This is a genomic window from Streptomyces sp. NPDC087440, from assembly GCF_044744005.1.
Taxonomy (GTDB): domain Bacteria; phylum Actinomycetota; class Actinomycetes; order Streptomycetales; family Streptomycetaceae; genus Streptomyces.
This window is the reverse complement of sequence record NZ_JBIUXN010000001.1, coordinates 531,709-547,961: the sequence shown is the minus strand read 5'-3', so window position 1 is coordinate 547,961 and position 16,253 is coordinate 531,709. Positions and strand designations below refer to the sequence as shown.

Here is a 16,253-nt window from a genome sequence, read left to right as displayed (position 1 = left end):
TGGGTGGGGGGTGCTGTTCGTGGGGGGGGGGGGGGGCCCCCCCCCCCCCCCGTTGTGCCCCCCCCCCCCCCCCCCACCCCCCCCCCCCCCCCCCCCCGGGGGGGGGGGGGGGGGGGGGGCTGTGCGGGCGGGGGGCGCGGCCCCCGGACCCCCGGGTTTTCGCCCCGGTCCCGCCCCTTTCCCTAAAGCGCTCGCCGCGCGGCTTGAGTTTTGGTTGCTCGCGCAGTTCCTCGCGCCCCTGAAGGGGCGCGTTCCCCCGTCCGGAAGTAGAAAGTGGGTCGAGGTTATGCCACCACGTCGTGTCGCGAGGGGTGGGCGATGTCGTCCGGTTCTTGTGGCTCTCGCCGTGCTGTTCGGGTTCGGCGGCAGTGCCTGTGCCGGGCCGCCCGCCACCCGGGCCGCCGGTGTCGCGCTCTCCGCGCGAACGCCCCGTGCCGCCGGGGAGATTGATTCCTTCACCTGGGCCGTGTACGCCGAGCCGCCCACCCTCGACTACACCGTCGCCTTCGACTACCCGCAGAACACCGTCCTCGCCAACGTCTGCGAGAGCCTCATGCGGTGGACGCCCTCCCTCACCCTGGAGCCCGGGCTCGCCCGCACGGCCACCCAGCCCGACCCCCTGACCTGGGTGTACGACCTCCGGTCCGGCGTCCGCTTCCACGACGGGCGGACCATGACCCCCGAGGACGTCGTCTTCAGCCTCGACCGGCAGCGCGACCCCGACAACGCCGCCGCCTGGGCGCAGAACTTCGAGAACGTCGACTCCATACGCAAGTCCGGGCCGCTCCAGGTCACCGTCAAGCTGAAGAAGCCGGACTCGCAGTTCCCCCAGTACATGGCCACCGCCGCAGGTGTCGTCGCCTCCAAGGACGGCGTGCAGAAGGCGGGCAAGGACTACGGGACTTCCGGCGGACTCGCCTGCACCGGGCCCTTCACCCTCGGGGCGTGGAAGAAGGGGCAGTCACTGCGGCTCGACCGGTTCGACGGGTACTGGGGTGCCCGTGCCAAGTCGAAGCACGTCGTTTTTCGATTTCTGACGGATGCCTCTTCTCGTACGAATGCCCTGCTCAGCGGTGAGGCGGACGGCGGGTATCTGATCCCCACCGAGAGCTACGAGCGGCTGCGCGAGAGCGGGGTCGGGAAGCTGTACTTCGGCGAGGGGCTCAGCACCGTCAATCTCGGGATCACGAATATGAAGGGCGCCCTCGGTGACGTACGGGTGCGTCGTGCCCTCTCCCTCGCCCTCGACCGTTCCGGCTTCGTGTACGCCGGGCTCGGGGGCGGCGGCACCCCCACCCATTCCGTCACCTCGCGTGCGGCGTGGGCAGGGGCCTCGGCGGAGACCCTGAAGTCCGTGTTCGGGCAACTCCCGCCGAAGAACAGGGACTTGGCGGCTGCGCGTGCGCTCGTGAAGGAGGCCGGGGCCACCGGCAAGACCCTCACCGTCGCCACCAGCTCCATCGGGCAGGATGTCTCTCTGCTCGCCACCGCCGTGCAGGACGCGGGGAGCCGCATCGGGCTCGACGTCCGGCTCAAGTCGATCGCGCCCAACGCCTTCACGGCGCTCTTCACCGACCCCGAGTCGCGCACCGGCATCGACATGTTCCCGCTGACGTACTACGACTCCATCACCGACCCCCTCGACCTGCTCACCAACTTCAAGACCGGCGCGTACCTCAACCTCTCCGGCTACAGCGACCAGCAGTACGACGCCCTGGTGGACCGCGCGGTCGGTACGGACGACCGCGGCGCGCGGCTGAAGACCGTCGCCGAGCTCCAGCGGCGCGCCTCCGAGCAACTGCCCTGGATACCGGTCGCCGAGTGGCCCACCGCGGTCTTCCTCAACAAGAGGATCACCGGCGCCCCCACCACCATCGCGTACATGTACTACCCGTGGGCCGCCGAAGTGGGGGCCGCGTCATGAGCTTCGCCAGATTCGCCGTACGGCGGCTCGTGGAGATGGTCCTCACCCTGCTCGTCGCCTCCTTCGCCGTGTTCGGTGCGATGTACCTCGCGCCCGGCAGCCCCGCCAGCTTCCTGCTCTCCGGGCGGTCCGCATCCCCCGAGGCCGTCGCCGCGATCAACGCCCGGTACCACCTCGACGACCCCTTCCTGCTGCGCTACCTGCACTGGCTCGGGGACGTCGTCCAGGGCGACTTCGGCCGCTCGCTGACGTACCGCACCGATGTGTCCAGGCTCCTCGCCGACCGGCTGCCGACCACGCTGATGCTGGTCGCGATGGCGCTGGTGGTCGTCGTGGTGGTGGGGCTGCTGCTCGGGCGGATCGCCGCCGTGCGGGGCGGCGCCGTCGACTCCGCCGTGCTCGTGGTGACCACCCTCGCCATCGGCACGCCGTCCTTCGTCGCGGCCGTCCTGCTCCAGGGGCTCTTCGCCGTGCAGTTGGGGTGGTTCCCCAGCAGTGGGGCCGGTGACGGGTTCTGGGACACGGTCTTCCATCTGATGCTTCCGGCGATCGCCCTCGCCCTGTACCTGATCGGGCTGCTCGCCCGGGTCACCCGTACCGCCATGCTCGAAGCCCTCGGCAGCGAGCACGTCACCGTCGCCCGCAGCCGGGGCGTACCCGAGCGGCTCGTCATCCGCCGGCACGTGCTGCGCAACTCGCTGGGCACCCTGCTCACCACCGGCGGGCTCATCGTCTCCACCCTGCTCGTCTGCACGGTCCTGGTGGAGACCGCCTTCAGCATCGGCGGCATCGGCCAGCTCCTCGAACTCTCCACCAGTACCAAGGACTTCCCGACCGTCCAGGCCGTCTCCCTGCTCATCGTCGGCATCTTCATGGCCGTCAACCTGCTCGTCGACCTGGTGCTGCCGCTGGTCGACCCCCGGATCACGCTCGGTACGAGGAGTGCCGCCGCATGAGTGCCCTTCGCCGCCGTACGACTGCCCTTCCCGCCCACGAACTAGGCAGGTCCGCATGACCGCCGCCGTCCTCACCCGCAGACCCGGACTCGCCCGCCTCCGTGCCGCGTCCGGCCGCTCCCCGCTCCACCTCGCCTGCCTGGCGGTCGTCGGCCTCGTCGTCCTCGCGGCCCTCCTCGGGCCCTGGGTCACGCCCCACGACCCCAACGCCGCCGAACTCGGCTCCGCGCTCGCCGGGCCCTCCGGCGAACACCTCCTCGGCGCCGACGTCGCCGGACGCGACACCCTCTCCCGGCTGATCGCCGGGGCCCGCACGTCCCTCCTCGGACCGCTCGGCGTCGTCGTCTTCTCCACCGTCGCCGGGATCGCCGTCGGCATGGTCGCCGCGTGGCGCGGGGGGTGGGTCGATTCCCTGTTGTCCCGGTCCACCGAACTCGTCTTCGCGTTCCCCGGCGTGCTCCTCGCGATCCTCGTCATCGCGATGTACGGCGAAGGGCTGATCGCCCCCGTCGCCGCACTCGGCGTCGCCTACGTGCCGTACGTCAGCAGGCTCACCCGCTCCCTGGTGCTCGCCGAACGCGCTCGGCCGTACGTCAGCGCCTACCAGGTCCAGGGGCACTCCGCGCTCCAGATCTGCCTGCGCCACATCCTGCCCAACATCGCCCCCGTCGTCCTCGCCCAGTCCGCCGTCAACTTCGGCTACGCGCTGATGGACCTCGCCGGACTGTCCTTCCTCGGGCTCGGCGTGCCGCCGCTCACCCCCGACTGGGGGCGAATGGTCTTCGACGGGCAGACCGCCGTCCAGTACGGCTACCCGCTCTCCGCGATCCTGCCGTGCGTCCTCGTCGTGCTCACCGTCGTCGCGTTCAACGTGGTCGGGGAGCGCTGGGCCGACCGAGTCGCCAGGAGAGACAAGTGACCCCCTCAACTCCCGTTCCCGTACTGGATATTCAGGACCTCCGCCTCACCCTCCCCGGCACCGCCCGCCCCGTCCTCGACGGCGTGGACCTCACCGTCGGGCCCGGCGAGACCGTCGCCCTCGTCGGCGAGTCCGGCTCCGGCAAGAGCCTCACCTCCCGCACCGCGCTCGGGCTGCTGCCGCCCGCCGCCGTCGCCTCCGGAACCGTACGCGTGGAGGGCGAGGACACCCTCACCATGAGTGCCGCCCGGCTGCGCGCCCTGCGCACCGGGGGTGTCGCCATGGTCTTCCAGGACCCCCGGGCCGCCCTCAACCCGCTGCGGCGCATCGGCGACTTCCTCACCGAGGGGGTCCGGGCGGCCGGTACGAAGAAGGAAGCCGCCACCGCCCGTGCCGTCGAGCTGCTCGACGCCGTCGGCCTCGACGCGTCCGCCCTCGGCACGTACCCGAGCCAGGTCTCCGGCGGCATGCTGCAACGCGTCATGATCGCCGCCGCCCTCATGGGCGACCCCGCCCTCCTCCTCGCCGACGAACCCACCACCGCCCTCGACGTCATCAGCCAGGCCGAGGTCATCGCCCTGCTCACCACGCTGCGGGAACGCTTCGGCACCGGGCTGTTGTTCGTCACGCACGACCTCGACCTCGCCGCCGCGATCAGCGACCGGGTGTACGTCATGTACGCGGGCCGCATCGCCGAGACCGCCCCCGCCGACACCCTCTTCGCCGGGCCCCGGCACCCGTACACCGCCGCCCTCCTCGCCTCCACCCCGCGCCCGACCGCGCCGGGCGGACGGCTCGCCGCCATCGCGGGGCAGCCGCCCGACCTGCGTACCGCCGTCGACGGCTGCGCGTTCGCCGATCGCTGCCCCCTCGCCACCGGCCTCTGCCGGGAGCGCGCCCCCGAACCGCTGCCCGACCCCGTGCGGCCCCAGCACCTCGCCGCCTGCCACCACACCGACCGGCTCGTCGCCGAAGGGACCCCCGCCGATGCCTGAGCCGCTCCTCCAGGCCAGTGGCCTGCACCGCACCTTCGGGGACGTCCACGCCGTCGACGACGTGTCCTTCACCCTGCACGCAGGGGCCTCCCTCGGCATCGTCGGCGGCTCCGGCTCCGGCAAGACCACCACCGCGCGGATCGTCGTCGGCCTGGAGCGGGCCGACGCGGGAGAGGTCCTGGTACGGGGCCGGGCGCGACCCGCGCGAGTGCGGGGGCGGGCGGCGCGGCTGGCCGGGGCGCGGCAGGTGCAGATGGTCTTCCAGGACCCGTACCTCTCCCTGGACCCCAGGACCAGCGCCGAACAGGTGCTGCGCGAGACGCTGCGGCTGCACTTCCCCGACCGGGACCCCGCACCCCGCATCCGCGAACTCCTCGACCAGGTCGGGCTCGGCGCGCGGGCCGCCGAAGCGCTGCCCCGGCAGCTGTCCGGCGGGCAGCGGCAGCGCGTGGCCATCGCGCGGGCCCTCGCCGTCGAACCGGACGTGCTGGTGCTGGACGAGGCCGTCGCCGCGCTGGACGTGTCCGTGCAGGCGCAGATCCTCAACCTGCTCGCCGACATCCGCGAACAGACCCCCATCGGCTACCTGTTCATCACCCACGATCTCGGCGTGGTCCGGTGCGTCACCGACGACATCCTCGTCATGCGCCACGGCCGCGTCGTCGAGGCGGGGCCCACGGTCGACGTGCTGGCCGCGCCGCAGCACCCGTACACGCGGCTGCTGCTGGACTCCGTACCGCATCCGGGCTGGGACCCGGGGCGGATCGCGGAGGCACGACAGGGGCTGGCGGCGAACTCGTAAGGCGCCACCCGTTGTCCGTAAGGCACCACTCGTACGGCACCACCCGCTCTCCGCAAGGCACCACTCGTACGGCACCACCCGTCAGGCACATCCCACCCATCAGGCACGGCCCCTTCAGGAGGCACACGTGAACCGACCTGACATCAACCGCCGCCGTTTCCTCGCGGCCGCCGGACTGACCGCCGCCGGGGCCGCCCTCGGCACCGCCCCCGCGAGCGCGCGGTCCGCCGCAGCCGCCTTCCGGGTCCCCGGCGAGGAGGTCCGGCACACCCGCACCTGGATGACCTGGCCCGACAGCACGGGCATCTGGGGCGGCCAACTGGGCGGCGTCCAGGCCGACATCGCGCTGATCGCCCGTACGGTCGCGAAGTACGAGCCCGTGGTGATGTGCGCCAACCCGGCGAGCGCCGCCAAGGCCCGTTCGCTGTGCGGGAGTTCGGTGACCGTGCTCACCACGATCCCCGTCGACGACTGCTGGACGCGCGACAGCGGTCCCGTCTTCCGTACGGACGGAGCGGGTGGCCTCGATGCCGTCTGCCTCGGCTTCAACGGCTGGGGCAACAAGCAGACCCACGCCAAGGACGCCCTGGTCGCCCAGCGGGTCGCCACGTACGTCGGCGTCCCGTTCACCCGCGCCGGGCTCGTCGGTGAGGGCGGCGCCATCGAGCAGGACGGCGCGGGCACCCTGATGGCCACCCGCAGCAGTCTCGTCAACCACAACCGGAATCCCGGGAAGAGCGAGCAGCAACTGGCGGCGGCGATGTGTGCCGCGTACGGGGCGTCGAAGGTGATCTGGTTCGACGGAGTGCGCGGCCAGGACATCACCGACGACCACGTCGACGCGACCTCGCGTTTCCTCGCCCCCGGCACGGCACTGGTGCAGATGCCGCTCGCCTCCGACAACGACGCCTACGCCCGCGACGCCCGCCAGCAGCAGCGCATCCTGTCCACCGCCACGACCGCAACCGGAACCCCGATCGCCGTCCAGCAGCTCCAGGGCCCCGACTACGACAAGATCCGCTCCACCAACCCCGACTTCCTCGCCTCCTACGCCAACTACTACCTCTGCAACGGGGCCGTCATCAGCGCCCACTTCGGCGACACGACGGCCGACCGGGCGGCCAAGGCCACCCTGGCCCGCCTGTATCCGGGCCGCGTCGTCGAGCAGGTGAACATCGACCGGCTCGGCGCGGGCGGCGGCGGCATCCACTGCGTCACCCAGCAGCAGCCCGCCGTGTGAGATCGCCCGGGTTCGGGGCGTACGGCAGCGCACATCGCCGTACGCTCCGGACCATGAACGAACGAGAGATGCTCTCCCGGGTGATCGGCGTGCTGACCCAGAGCGGCGAGTGGTTCCGCGACATCCACCGCGACCCGCTCGGGCACGAACCCGCGGACGGACAGGTGGTCGGGCAACTGGTGGCCGAACTCCTGGAGGGGGCGCTTCCGGAGGGACTCTCCGAGGAGGAGGAACGCGAGCTGAGGCGGTCGACGGCGCGGCTGGTGAGCGTGTTCGCGTTCGCCTTCCACCAGTTGGCGGAGGTGCACGACTCGGGTCGTACGGACACCTCGTCGGCCGATCTGCTGCGTCAGCTGGCGCTGAAGGCCGGGGGATGACCGGCCGGGCGACCGGCACCGTGCGGGTGAGTCGGCGTGGTGCCGGGTCGGCTCGGAGGGCACCGTGCGGGTGAGCCGGCGTGGTGCCGGGTCGGCTCGGAGGGCACCGTGCGGGTGAGCTGGAGTGGTGCCGGGTCGGCTCGGAGGGCACCGTGCGGGTGAGCTGGCGTGGTGTCATTTCCGGCAGCGGCCGTGTCCGGGAGAACATGTACCGCTCGTACTCCCCTTTACCCGGAAGGCCCGCACCCGTGCGCCGTCGCTCAGCTCTCCTCGCCTCCGCCGCTCTGGCGACCTCGCTCCTCACCGGCTGCGCCGGCGCCGACGCGCCCGCTGCCGACAAGTCCACGTCGGGCAAGCCCGCCGCCCCGGGCAAGAACGTCTTCTTCGACGTGGCCATCGACGGCAAGCCCGCCGGGCGCATCGAATTCGCCCTGCGCGACGACGTCGCCCCGAAGACCGCCGCGAACTTCCGCTCGCTGGCCACCGGCGAGAAGGGCTACGGCTACAAGGGCTCGACCTTCCACCGGATCATCCCCGCGTTCATGCTCCAGGGCGGCGACTTCACCGCCGGCAACGGCACCGGCGGCCGCAGCATCTACGGCGACACCTTCAAGGACGAGGACTTCTCCCTGAAGCACACCGAGCCGGGCACGCTCTCGATGGCCAACAGCGGCCCCAACACCAACGGCTCGCAGTTCTTCGTGACCACCGCCGCCACCCCGTGGCTCGACGGCAAGCACGTCGTCTTCGGCAAGGTCGTCAAGGGCATGGACGTCGTCCGCAAGGCGGAGGCCCAGGGTTCCCCCGAGGGCACCACCAAGGCCCCGGTCACGATCACGGACTCCGGGGTCGTCTGATCCCGGCGGACCCGGTACGAGGCGGGGTCGCCCGGCGCGGGCGGCCCCGCCCTCGCGCCCGCCCTCAGTCGGCCCGGAACGTCCGGCGGTACGCCTGCGGGGTGACGCCGATCGCCGCGTGCAGGTGCTGGCGCAGCGAGGCGGTCGTGCCGAAACCCGCCCGGGCCGCCACCTGCTCCACCGAGAGGTCGCTGGCCTCCAGCAACTCCCTTGCGTGGAGCACCCGTTGCCGGATCAGCCAGCGGCCCGGGCTCACCCCCACCTCGTCCTGGAAGCGGCGCGCGAAGGTGCGCAGGCTCATCCGGGCGTGGTCCGCGAGGTCGCGCAGGGTGAGGGGTTCGGCGAGGTGCGCGAGGGCCCAGGCGCGGGTCGCGGCCGTTCCGGCCTCGGTCGGCTCCGGCACCGGGTGCTCGATGTACTGGGCCTGGCCGCCGTCCCGCCACGGCGGCACGACGCAGCGGCGGGCGACCCGGTTCGCCACCTCGCTGCCGTGGTCCTCCCGTACGAGATGCAGGCAGACGTCCACGCCGGACGCGGCCCCCGCCGAGGTCAGGACCCGGCCGTCGTCGACGAACAGCACGTCCGGGTCGAGCGTCACCCGGGGGAACAACTCCCGGAAGCGCCCGGCCAACCGCCAGTGGGTGGTGGCCCGACGGCCGTCGAGCAGCCCCGCCGCAGCGAGCGCGAAGGCGGCCGTGCAGATGGAGACGAGCCGGGCACCGGCCGGGATGCGGGCCAGGGCGGCCGCTACCGGATCAGGCAGCTCGGCGGAGTCCGCCGCGCTCAGGTACGGCGGTACGACGACGGTGTCCGCACGCTCCAGGGCCTCGGGGCCGTACTCGGCGGTGATGCTGAAGTCCGAGGAGGTGCGGACGGGGCGGCCGTCGGCCGTGCAGGTGACGACCTCGTAGCGCCCGTCGGCCGAGCCGAAGACGCGCTGCGGGATGCCGAGTTCGAAGGGGTAGACCCCGTCGAGGGCGAGGACGACGACACGGTGGGGTCGGGCCGGTCGGGCCGGTCGGGCCGGTCGGGTCGGTGCGGGGAGCGCGCGGGGCATGGCACGATCCTAAGTATGATTGGCATTCGTGCCACTCCCGCGGGGCGGGCGGGGGCCCGAGGCTGGACGCATGAACCACGACACGACCACCCCGAACGTCACCTTGCACACTGCTGCCACGGACACCGCGCCCGTCACAGGCGCTGCGCACGCATCAGACACCCCGCCCACCATGCGCGCCCTCACCCAGCACACCCTTGGCGGGCCCGAAGTCCTCCAGGAGGTCCGGCTGCCCCGCCCGGCACCCGGCCCCGGCGACGTACTCGTCCGCGTGCATGCCTCCGGGCTCAACCCCACCGACTGGAAGCACCGCGCCCTCCCGGGCCTCTTCCTCCCCGAACCGCCGTTCGTCCTCGGCTGGGACGTCTCCGGCACGGTCGCCGAGACCGGCCCCGGCGTCACCCTCTTCCAGCCCGGCGACGAGGTCTTCGGCATGCTGCCCTACCCGTACGGATTCGGGGCGCACGCCGAGTACGCCGTCGGCCCGGCCCGCGCCTTCGCCCCCAAGCCCGCCGCCGTCGACCACGTCCAGGCGGGCGCCCTGCCGCTGGCCGCCCTCACCGCCTGGCAGGCCCTCGTCGACACGGCCCGTGTCGAGGCCGGACAGCGGGTGCTGGTCCACGCGGCGGCGGGCGGCGTCGGCCACCTCGCCGTCCAGATCGCCAAGGCGCGCGGTGCGTACGTCATCGGGACGGCCGGCGCGCCCAAGCACGACTTCGTACGATCCCTCGGGGCCGACGAGGTGATCGACTACCGCCAGCAGGACCCCTCCGAAACCGTACGGGACATGGACGTGGTCCTGGACGCGCAGGGCCACGAGCACGCCCTCCGGTCGCTGCGCAGCCTGCGCCCCGGCGGGCTGCTGGTCTCGCTCCGACTGGACGACCGCAACGCCGAGTTGGTGGCCGAGGCCGAACGGCTGGGCGTACGCGCGCGGGTCATGCTGGTCGAGGCCGACCAGGCGGGCATGCGGGCGGTCGCCGACCTCGTGGCGGCCGGCGACCTGCGCGCCGAGATCGCCGGAACGTACGAACTGGCGGACGCGGCACGGGCCCACGCGCTCGGCGACACCGGCCGCACCGCGGGGAAGCTGGTGCTGACGGTGCGGTGAGCGGCCCCGGGTGCTACTGAGGGGCGGTGCGGCCGACCGCAGGCGCGCCGGGGGCCTCGGACGGCAGCCGCTCCCGCTCCCGCCCCCGGTCCCGCCAGGCGCCCTCCCACATCCGGGTCAGCGCCGGATACACGACCGCGTACCGGAACGGCGCGATGAAGCCCATGTACAGCTTCCCGAACAGCCCGTTGGGCTTGACCAGCACCGCCATCCGCAGCTCGTGGTCCCCGGAACCGTCCTCGGCCGGGACCCACCCGAGGTGCATCAGCGTGTGCACGGTCCCGTTCGCCAGCTCCAGCACGCACTCGTCGGCCAGTTGGAAGACCGGGCTGAACGGACCCTTCTTCCCGACTCCTTCCGCGGTCGCCCGCAGCTCCTCCGGCAGCCGGTCCCGCAACGGCCGCACCCGCCCGCCGAGACCCGCCTGCTCCTTGTCCCACCCGAGCAGAGCGCCCAGCTTCCAGCGCACCGCGAACAGGAACCGGGCCGCGGCGGGCTGCTGGTCGAGCCGGCCGCCCTCGTGCAGCGCCCGCAGCATCACCGGGAAGTCGTCGGGCCCGGCGCCCGGAGTGCGGAAGGACCACACGTCCTCGACGTCGAAGTCGGGGGCGACGCCGTGGATGCGCCACGGCCGACTGGTGTGCGAGGTGCGAGGAAGTTTCATGGCTGAGGCCACCTTTCCTGCCCCGGGGAACGGTCCACCGCCCCCGATATACGCTTGCGTACAACAGCAGGCTAGAGCGGTTGTACGGTTGCGTATATCCGGTGGACGAGTGAGGTGGCACACATCGTGGGAGCGGCTCGCACACCGCGCGGCGCGTGGATCGAGGAGGGCCTGCGGGTCCTGGCCGACGGCGGCCCGGCAGCCGTCCGCGTCGAGGCGCTGGCCAAGCGGCTCGGCGTCACCAAGGGCGGTTTCTACGGGTACTTCGCCGACCGTGAGGCCCTGCTCGACGCCCTGCTCGACACCTGGGAGCGGGAGAGCACCGACGACGTGATCGACCGCGTCGAGCGCGAGGGCGGCGACCCGAGGTCCCGGGCCACCCTGGCCGGACAACTCACCTTCTCGAACGACCGGCTGCTCCCGATCGATCTCGCGGTACGGGACTGGGCCCGCCGCGACGAGTCGGTGGCCGCGCGGCTGCGCAGGGTGGACGACCGGCGGATGGACCTGCTGCGCACGTTCTTCGCGACGTTCTGCGACGACCCGGACGAGATCGAGGCCCGCAGCCTGATCGCCTTCTGCGTGGCGATCGGCCACCACTCCCTGGCCGCGGGCCACGGGGGCCGCACCCGTACCGAAGTCCTCAGACGGGCGGGGGACTTGATCCTCCGGCGGGAGGGCTGAGGGGGTCTGGCGCCGGCTGCGTGCCCTCATCAGGGTCCCGGGTCGTCCCCGTACCCGGTAGGTGCAGCCCCGGGCTGGAAGGGGCGCGTCGCCCACGCCGGTGGTGCAGGGGGAGAAGGGGGGCATGCCGCAGCACGAGGTGGGTGGGATGCGGGAGTGGTCTCCGGGCGGTGTGCGGGTTAGTGTTCGGGCAGCGTCGCGTGCCGGTGGCAGACCGTGTCAGGCATGGAGGCGCCGAACCGAAGGAGACCGACGATGCACGCATCGCGTCCTTCGTTCTCGCGTGTCTGAGCGCGAGACGACCAGGCTCGTCGCCTGGAGCCAAGAACTCCGCCGGGTGCACCACCGGATGCGGGAAGCGCTGGACCTGACCCGCGCCTCCCTCGCCGACGGCACCCCCGGCGAGGCCGCCACCCGTGAACTCCTCCTGTACTGCCACGGCTTCTGCACCGCTCTCGACGGCCACCACCAGGGCGAGGACCGCACCCTCTTCCCGGCCATCGCGGCGGCCCATCCGGAACTGCGTCCGGTGCTGCGGTCGCTGGAGCAGGACCATTCCATGATCGCCCACCTGATCGGTGGCCTGCGCGCGGCCGTCGACCGGGCCGCGCCGCCCGAGGAGCTCGACAAGCACCTCGAAGGCATCGGCGCGATCATGGAGAACCACTTCCGGTACGAGGAGCGGCAACTGCTCACCGTGCTCGAAACCCTGGAGCTGACGGCGACCCCGGGGGAGGTGCTGGGCCCGATGGCCGAGTGAGCCCGGTCAGGCCGTCGCGTCCTGGGGGTACCAGCGCAGCTCCACGGTGTTGCCGTCCGGGTCCTGGACGTACACCGACGTGGCGGTGCCGCGTGCGCCGAAGCGGTCGACGGGGCCTTCGAGGACGGTGAACTCCCCCGAGGCGATGAACGCGTCCCAGTCCAGCGGTTCCACCGTGAGGCAGATGTGGTCCACGTTGGACTCGCCCCGGGGGCGGCTCATGAGGTCGATGATCGTCTCGCCGGTGACACGCAGCGACGGGAACGAGACCTCGCCCGCCCGCCAGGCGTCGAGGCGTACCGGCTCCAGGCCGAGCTGGCCGGCGTAGAAGGCGAGGGACTTCTCGACGTCGGTGACGTTGAGGACCAGGTGGTCGAAGGCCTTGACGTGCAGGTTCATGGGGTTCCCCCGGTGGGTTGCAAGAGGTGGTCGGGTGTGCGGCCCGCTTGCTTCCACGATCCGCCGGGGGCGTTCCGTCATCAAGGCGGGATCGCCATACGATCGTTGAGCCAGATTCAACGAAGGGGGTCCCGTGCTGGAGCGCGTGGAGATCGAGACGTTCCTGACGCTCGCGGAACAGCTGCACTTCGGCCGCACCGCCGAGCACCTGCGCGTCACCACCGGCCGGGTCAGCCAGGTGATCAAGAAGCTGGAACGGCAGGTCGGCGGCCCCCTGTTCGAGCGGACCAGCAGAACGGTCCGGCTCACCCCGGTCGGTCGGCAGCTCGCCGACGACCTGACCCCGCTGGTCGCCGGTCTGGAGGAGGCCGTACGCAGGGCCGCCCAGGCCAGCCGCCGCCTCACCGGCGAACTGCGGGTCGCCTTCCTCGGCGAGTGGACCGCGCCCCCGCTCCTGAAGGTCGTGGCGCTCTTCGAGGAGCGCCACCCCGACTGCCGGGTCGACGTGCGCGAGGTCCAGCTCGCCAACTCCCGGGCGAGCCTGGTCGACGGCTCGGTGGACGTCCTCATCGCGTCGTACCCGTTCGACGGCATGGCCCGCGGCCCGGTGCTGCTCACCGAGCACCGCGTGCTCGCCGTCGCCGCCGGACATCCGCTCGCCCGGGAGGAGTCCGTGTCGCTCGAAGTGCTCGCGGACCACCCCGTGGTGCAGTACCCGGAGGTGACGTCCATCGGCTTCAAGCGGGACCGCACCCCGGACCACACCCCCTCGGGCCGTCCCGTGCCGAAGGGGCCGGCCGGCGGGTCGTTCTCCGAGATGCTCACCCTGGTCGCGATGGGCCGGGGCGTCCTGCCCGTCGGCGAGCACTCCCGGCACTACTACCCCCGCCCGGACGTGGCGTACGTACCGCTGCGCGACGCCCCGCCGATCGAGCGGGGACCGATCTGGCGGGAGGACAACACCACGGAGAGCGTCCGGGCGTTCGTCCGGGCCGCCGCCGACATCGCCGGACAGGGTGATTGAGCGTGCGGGGCGCGGTTTACACCGGGGCCACCGCCGGGTCCACCCCCGTCAGCTCGCGGCTCGCCCCCCACAGCCGTCCCGCGACCGCCGTGTCCGCGAGGTGGTCCCACACCCGTTCGCGCCTCGGCTCCCCGCGCAGCCCGAACACCCTCGGCCCCCACAGCTCGCCCCCGCGCACCGCCGCATCCAGCACCGCCCTGACCCCGGGCCACGCCCCCGCGTCCTTGCCCTGCACGAGGAGCGCCGCCGGTGCCGCTCCCACCCGTGCGCCTGCGGTACGGACATGGATCGGCGGCCGGGACGGCGTGAGCGCGTCCAGCGCACCGCCGGGATGGACCACCACGCTCGCCACCGTGCTGCCCGAGGCCCGCAGCCGCCGGTCGAGTTCGAGACCGAAGTGCATCTGCGCCAGCTTGGAGCGCCCGTACGTACGTTTCGGCCGGTAGTCCGCCCGGGACTGGAGGTCGGCCAGGTCCAGCCGCTCGGACTTCGCCGCGAAGCTCCCCACCGTGACGACCCGCGCTGCCGCGGCCGCCGTCAGCAGCGGCAGCAGCAGGCCGGTGAGGGCGAAGTGCCCCAGGTGGTTCGTGCCGAACATCAGCTCGTGGCCGTCCCCGGTCTCCTCGCGCGGCGGATCGTCCAGGGCGACACCGGCGTTGAGCACCACCGCGTCCAGCCGCTCCACCCCGAGCGCCTCCGGGACGCGGCCCAGCGAACCGAGGTCGGCGAGGTCCAGCCGGACGCCCCGCACCCGGGCCCCGGCGACCCGTGAACGTATCGACGCCATGGCCGCCTCCGCCTTCGCGGCGCTCCGGCTGCCCAGCACGACGGTCGCCCCGGTCGCCGCGAGCTGCTCGGCGGTGAAGTAGCCGATGCCCGCGTTGCCACCGGTCACCAGGACGGTGCGGCCGTCCGCGCGCGGCAGGCGGTGGACGTTCCAGTCCGGGGAGGACGATGCGTACGGCATGGTGGTGGGCCCCTCACGTGCGAAGACGGCGATACGGCTCACGGTGTCAGCACCCGCCGACAGCCCGCCGACGCGCTTCCGACGCGGCACCGACAGCCACGACTGCGGGTACGGGATCAGCAGGCGTACGAGGTCCTCGCGCAGCAGCAGAGAACTCCGTGTACGGGTGTCGCGCGTGACGCTCGTCGCAGGCCGGGCCGCGGGCGACTGGAACCGGCCGTTCCGGGGCAGTCGGACGACGCACAAGGCGAGCACTAAGGGGCGTACGGGACATGTCGGTACAGCGGGGCGAAGGAGTGGAGGAGCGCGCACCAACGGGGGATCTCGGCCCAATGGGGCGGCTGTGGCGAACGGGACGGGTGTGCCGCTGGGTGCGGCGTGCCTTCCGGTACTCCGGGCACGAGCGGCACACGCTCCTGCTCGCCGCCAAGAGCGTGGTCGCGGCGACCCTGTCCTGGTTCGTCGCTCACGACGTGCTCGGCGCGCGCTCCCCGGCCTTCGCGCCGTTCTCCGCCGTGCTGGTCATGCAGACGACCGTCTACCAGTCGGTCGTGCAGTCGCTGCGGTACGTCGGCGCGGTCGTCGCGGGGGTGCTCGTGCAGGCGGCGCTCGGCTTCGTGGCGGGCCCCGACCTGCTGACCTTTGTGCTCGTCACCGTCGTCTCGCTGGCCATCGCGCGCTGGCCGGTGCTGGGGGCGCAGGGGTCGCAGGTGCCCACGGCGGCGTTCTTCGCGTTCTCGACGTACGTCGCGGCGGCCGACGGCGCGGACCGCCTCGGCCAGCTCGGGCAGATCGTCGCGCTGGTGGTGCTGGGCTGCGTGATCGGTACGGTCGTGCACATCACGGTCGTACCGCCGTTGCGGCACCGCAGCGCCGAGGACAGCATCCACACCCTGGCCCACGCGCTGCGCACCCTGCTCGCCGACATGGTGCCCGAACTGCGCGAAGGCGCACCCGAGCGGGAGAGCGCCGCGCAGTGGCGGCGCCGGGCCGACCGCACCGGCCAGCTGATCGACGAGGCGCGGGCGGGGCTGCGCACCGCGCGGGAGAGCGTCGCCCTGAACCCGCGCGGACGGCTGCGCGGCCACCGGGGGCACGTCTCCTTCGACGGTTACACGGCGGTGCTCGAAGCGCTGGTCCGCACCCTGTACCAGGTCGCTTCCCTCACCCGCAGCCTCGACCAGTGGTACGGGGACGGCGAGGACGACGTCGTGGAGGGGGACTACCGGCCCTTCCTGCGCAGGTACGCCGACTTCCTGGACTCCCTCGTGGCCCTCGGCGAGGTGCTCGGCGAACTGGACGAGGACCGGCTGGCCGCCCAGGCCGAGCAGCTGTGCGGCCTGGCGCAGAAGGCGCAGGAGCACCGGCGCGCCCTGGCCGAGGAGGCCTCCCGCCAGGGCCTGCCGCTGGCGGACCCGGCGCATCCGTACGGGGTGCTGGTGGTGGAGGCGACCCGGCTGATGGAGGAGTGCCAGAACTGCTGCGACGTCCTCCAGGACTGGGCGCGGGAGGACTGA

General features: G+C 72.6%; 17 protein-coding genes. 13 read left to right on the top strand and 4 right to left on the bottom strand.

Annotated elements, in window-relative coordinates; translation table 11 throughout:
* Positions 1-334 precede the first annotated feature (334 nt).
* The 8 genes from ACIO3O_RS02340 (at position 335) to ACIO3O_RS02305 (ending at position 8,070) form a co-directional block, all read left to right on the top strand.
* Positions 335-1,924, top strand: a complete 1,590-nt coding sequence (locus tag ACIO3O_RS02340) for an ABC transporter substrate-binding protein (RefSeq protein ID WP_401740875.1) — start codon at positions 335-337, stop codon at positions 1,922-1,924.
* Positions 1,921-2,880 (top strand): ABC transporter permease, encoded by a 960-nt coding sequence (locus ACIO3O_RS02335; RefSeq protein ID WP_401740872.1) that lies wholly within the window; start codon positions 1,921-1,923, stop codon positions 2,878-2,880. The genes ACIO3O_RS02340 and ACIO3O_RS02335 overlap by 4 nt, the downstream gene beginning before the upstream one ends.
* 55 nt (positions 2,881-2,935) lie before the next feature.
* Positions 2,936-3,799, top strand: coding sequence for an ABC transporter permease (locus tag ACIO3O_RS02330; RefSeq protein ID WP_401740871.1), 864 nt, complete (start codon positions 2,936-2,938; stop codon positions 3,797-3,799).
* The gene (locus tag ACIO3O_RS02325; RefSeq protein WP_401740869.1) at positions 3,796-4,794 is read left to right on the top strand and encodes an ABC transporter ATP-binding protein; all 999 of its coding nucleotides are present in this window, start codon (positions 3,796-3,798) and stop codon (positions 4,792-4,794) included. The genes ACIO3O_RS02330 and ACIO3O_RS02325 overlap by 4 nt, the downstream gene beginning before the upstream one ends.
* Entirely contained in the window at positions 4,787-5,596 is an 810-nt protein-coding gene (locus tag ACIO3O_RS02320) for an ABC transporter ATP-binding protein (protein ID WP_401740867.1), read from the top strand. Before ACIO3O_RS02325 ends, ACIO3O_RS02320 begins: the two co-directional genes overlap by 8 nt.
* A 127-nt stretch (positions 5,597-5,723) precedes the next feature.
* Positions 5,724-6,836, top strand: coding sequence for an agmatine/peptidylarginine deiminase (locus tag ACIO3O_RS02315; protein WP_401740865.1), 1,113 nt, complete (start codon positions 5,724-5,726; stop codon positions 6,834-6,836).
* A gap of 53 nt (positions 6,837-6,889) precedes the next feature.
* Positions 6,890-7,213 carry a hypothetical protein gene (locus tag ACIO3O_RS02310; RefSeq protein ID WP_401740863.1) on the top strand — a complete coding sequence of 108 codons (324 nt, stop codon included), beginning with the start codon at positions 6,890-6,892 and terminating at the stop codon, positions 7,211-7,213.
* Between the two features lie 389 nt (positions 7,214-7,602).
* Positions 7,603-8,070: a peptidylprolyl isomerase gene (locus ACIO3O_RS02305; protein ID WP_401741849.1), complete on the top strand. Its 468-nt coding sequence runs from the start codon at positions 7,603-7,605 to the stop codon at positions 8,068-8,070.
* A gap of 64 nt (positions 8,071-8,134) precedes the next feature.
* Here ACIO3O_RS02305 and ACIO3O_RS02300 read toward each other — a convergent pair whose 3' ends face one another.
* Positions 8,135-9,127: a GlxA family transcriptional regulator gene (locus ACIO3O_RS02300; RefSeq protein ID WP_401740861.1), complete on the bottom strand. Its 993-nt coding sequence runs from the start codon at positions 9,125-9,127 to the stop codon at positions 8,135-8,137.
* Positions 9,128-9,197: 70 nt separating this feature from the next.
* Here ACIO3O_RS02300 and ACIO3O_RS02295 point away from each other — a divergent pair, with 70 nt between their 5' ends.
* The gene (locus ACIO3O_RS02295; protein ID WP_401740858.1) at positions 9,198-10,238 is read left to right on the top strand and encodes an NADP-dependent oxidoreductase; all 1,041 of its coding nucleotides are present in this window, start codon (positions 9,198-9,200) and stop codon (positions 10,236-10,238) included.
* Positions 10,239-10,251: 13 nt separating this feature from the next.
* On the opposite strand, the gene ACIO3O_RS02290 is transcribed toward ACIO3O_RS02295, so the two are convergent.
* Complete coding sequence (locus tag ACIO3O_RS02290; protein WP_401740856.1) at positions 10,252-10,902, bottom strand: DUF2867 domain-containing protein; 651 nt, start codon at positions 10,900-10,902, stop codon at positions 10,252-10,254.
* Between the two features lie 126 nt (positions 10,903-11,028).
* Between ACIO3O_RS02290 and ACIO3O_RS02285 the strand changes: the two genes are divergently transcribed.
* Together ACIO3O_RS02285 and ACIO3O_RS02280 are read left to right on the top strand one after the other, a co-directional pair.
* Positions 11,029-11,586, top strand: coding sequence for a TetR/AcrR family transcriptional regulator (locus ACIO3O_RS02285; RefSeq protein WP_401740853.1), 558 nt, complete (start codon positions 11,029-11,031; stop codon positions 11,584-11,586).
* 283 nt (positions 11,587-11,869) lie between these two features.
* Complete coding sequence (locus ACIO3O_RS02280) at positions 11,870-12,346, top strand: hemerythrin domain-containing protein (protein WP_401740850.1); 477 nt, start codon at positions 11,870-11,872, stop codon at positions 12,344-12,346.
* 6 nt (positions 12,347-12,352) lie between these two features.
* Here the strand turns inward: ACIO3O_RS02280 and ACIO3O_RS02275 are convergent, their stop codons facing one another.
* On the bottom strand, positions 12,353-12,745 hold the full coding sequence (locus ACIO3O_RS02275; RefSeq protein WP_401740848.1) for a VOC family protein: 393 nt from the start codon (positions 12,743-12,745) through the stop codon (positions 12,353-12,355).
* 133 nt (positions 12,746-12,878) lie between these two features.
* Between ACIO3O_RS02275 and ACIO3O_RS02270 the strand changes: the two genes are divergently transcribed.
* Positions 12,879-13,769, top strand: coding sequence for a LysR family transcriptional regulator (locus ACIO3O_RS02270; protein ID WP_401740845.1), 891 nt, complete (start codon positions 12,879-12,881; stop codon positions 13,767-13,769).
* Positions 13,770-13,785: 16 nt separating this feature from the next.
* Here ACIO3O_RS02270 and ACIO3O_RS02265 read toward each other — a convergent pair whose 3' ends face one another.
* Entirely contained in the window at positions 13,786-14,736 is a 951-nt protein-coding gene (locus ACIO3O_RS02265; RefSeq protein WP_401741847.1) for an SDR family NAD(P)-dependent oxidoreductase, read from the bottom strand.
* Between the two features lie 332 nt (positions 14,737-15,068).
* Between ACIO3O_RS02265 and ACIO3O_RS02260 the strand changes: the two genes are divergently transcribed.
* Positions 15,069-16,253 (top strand): aromatic acid exporter family protein, encoded by a 1,185-nt coding sequence (locus ACIO3O_RS02260; protein ID WP_401741845.1) that lies wholly within the window; start codon positions 15,069-15,071, stop codon positions 16,251-16,253.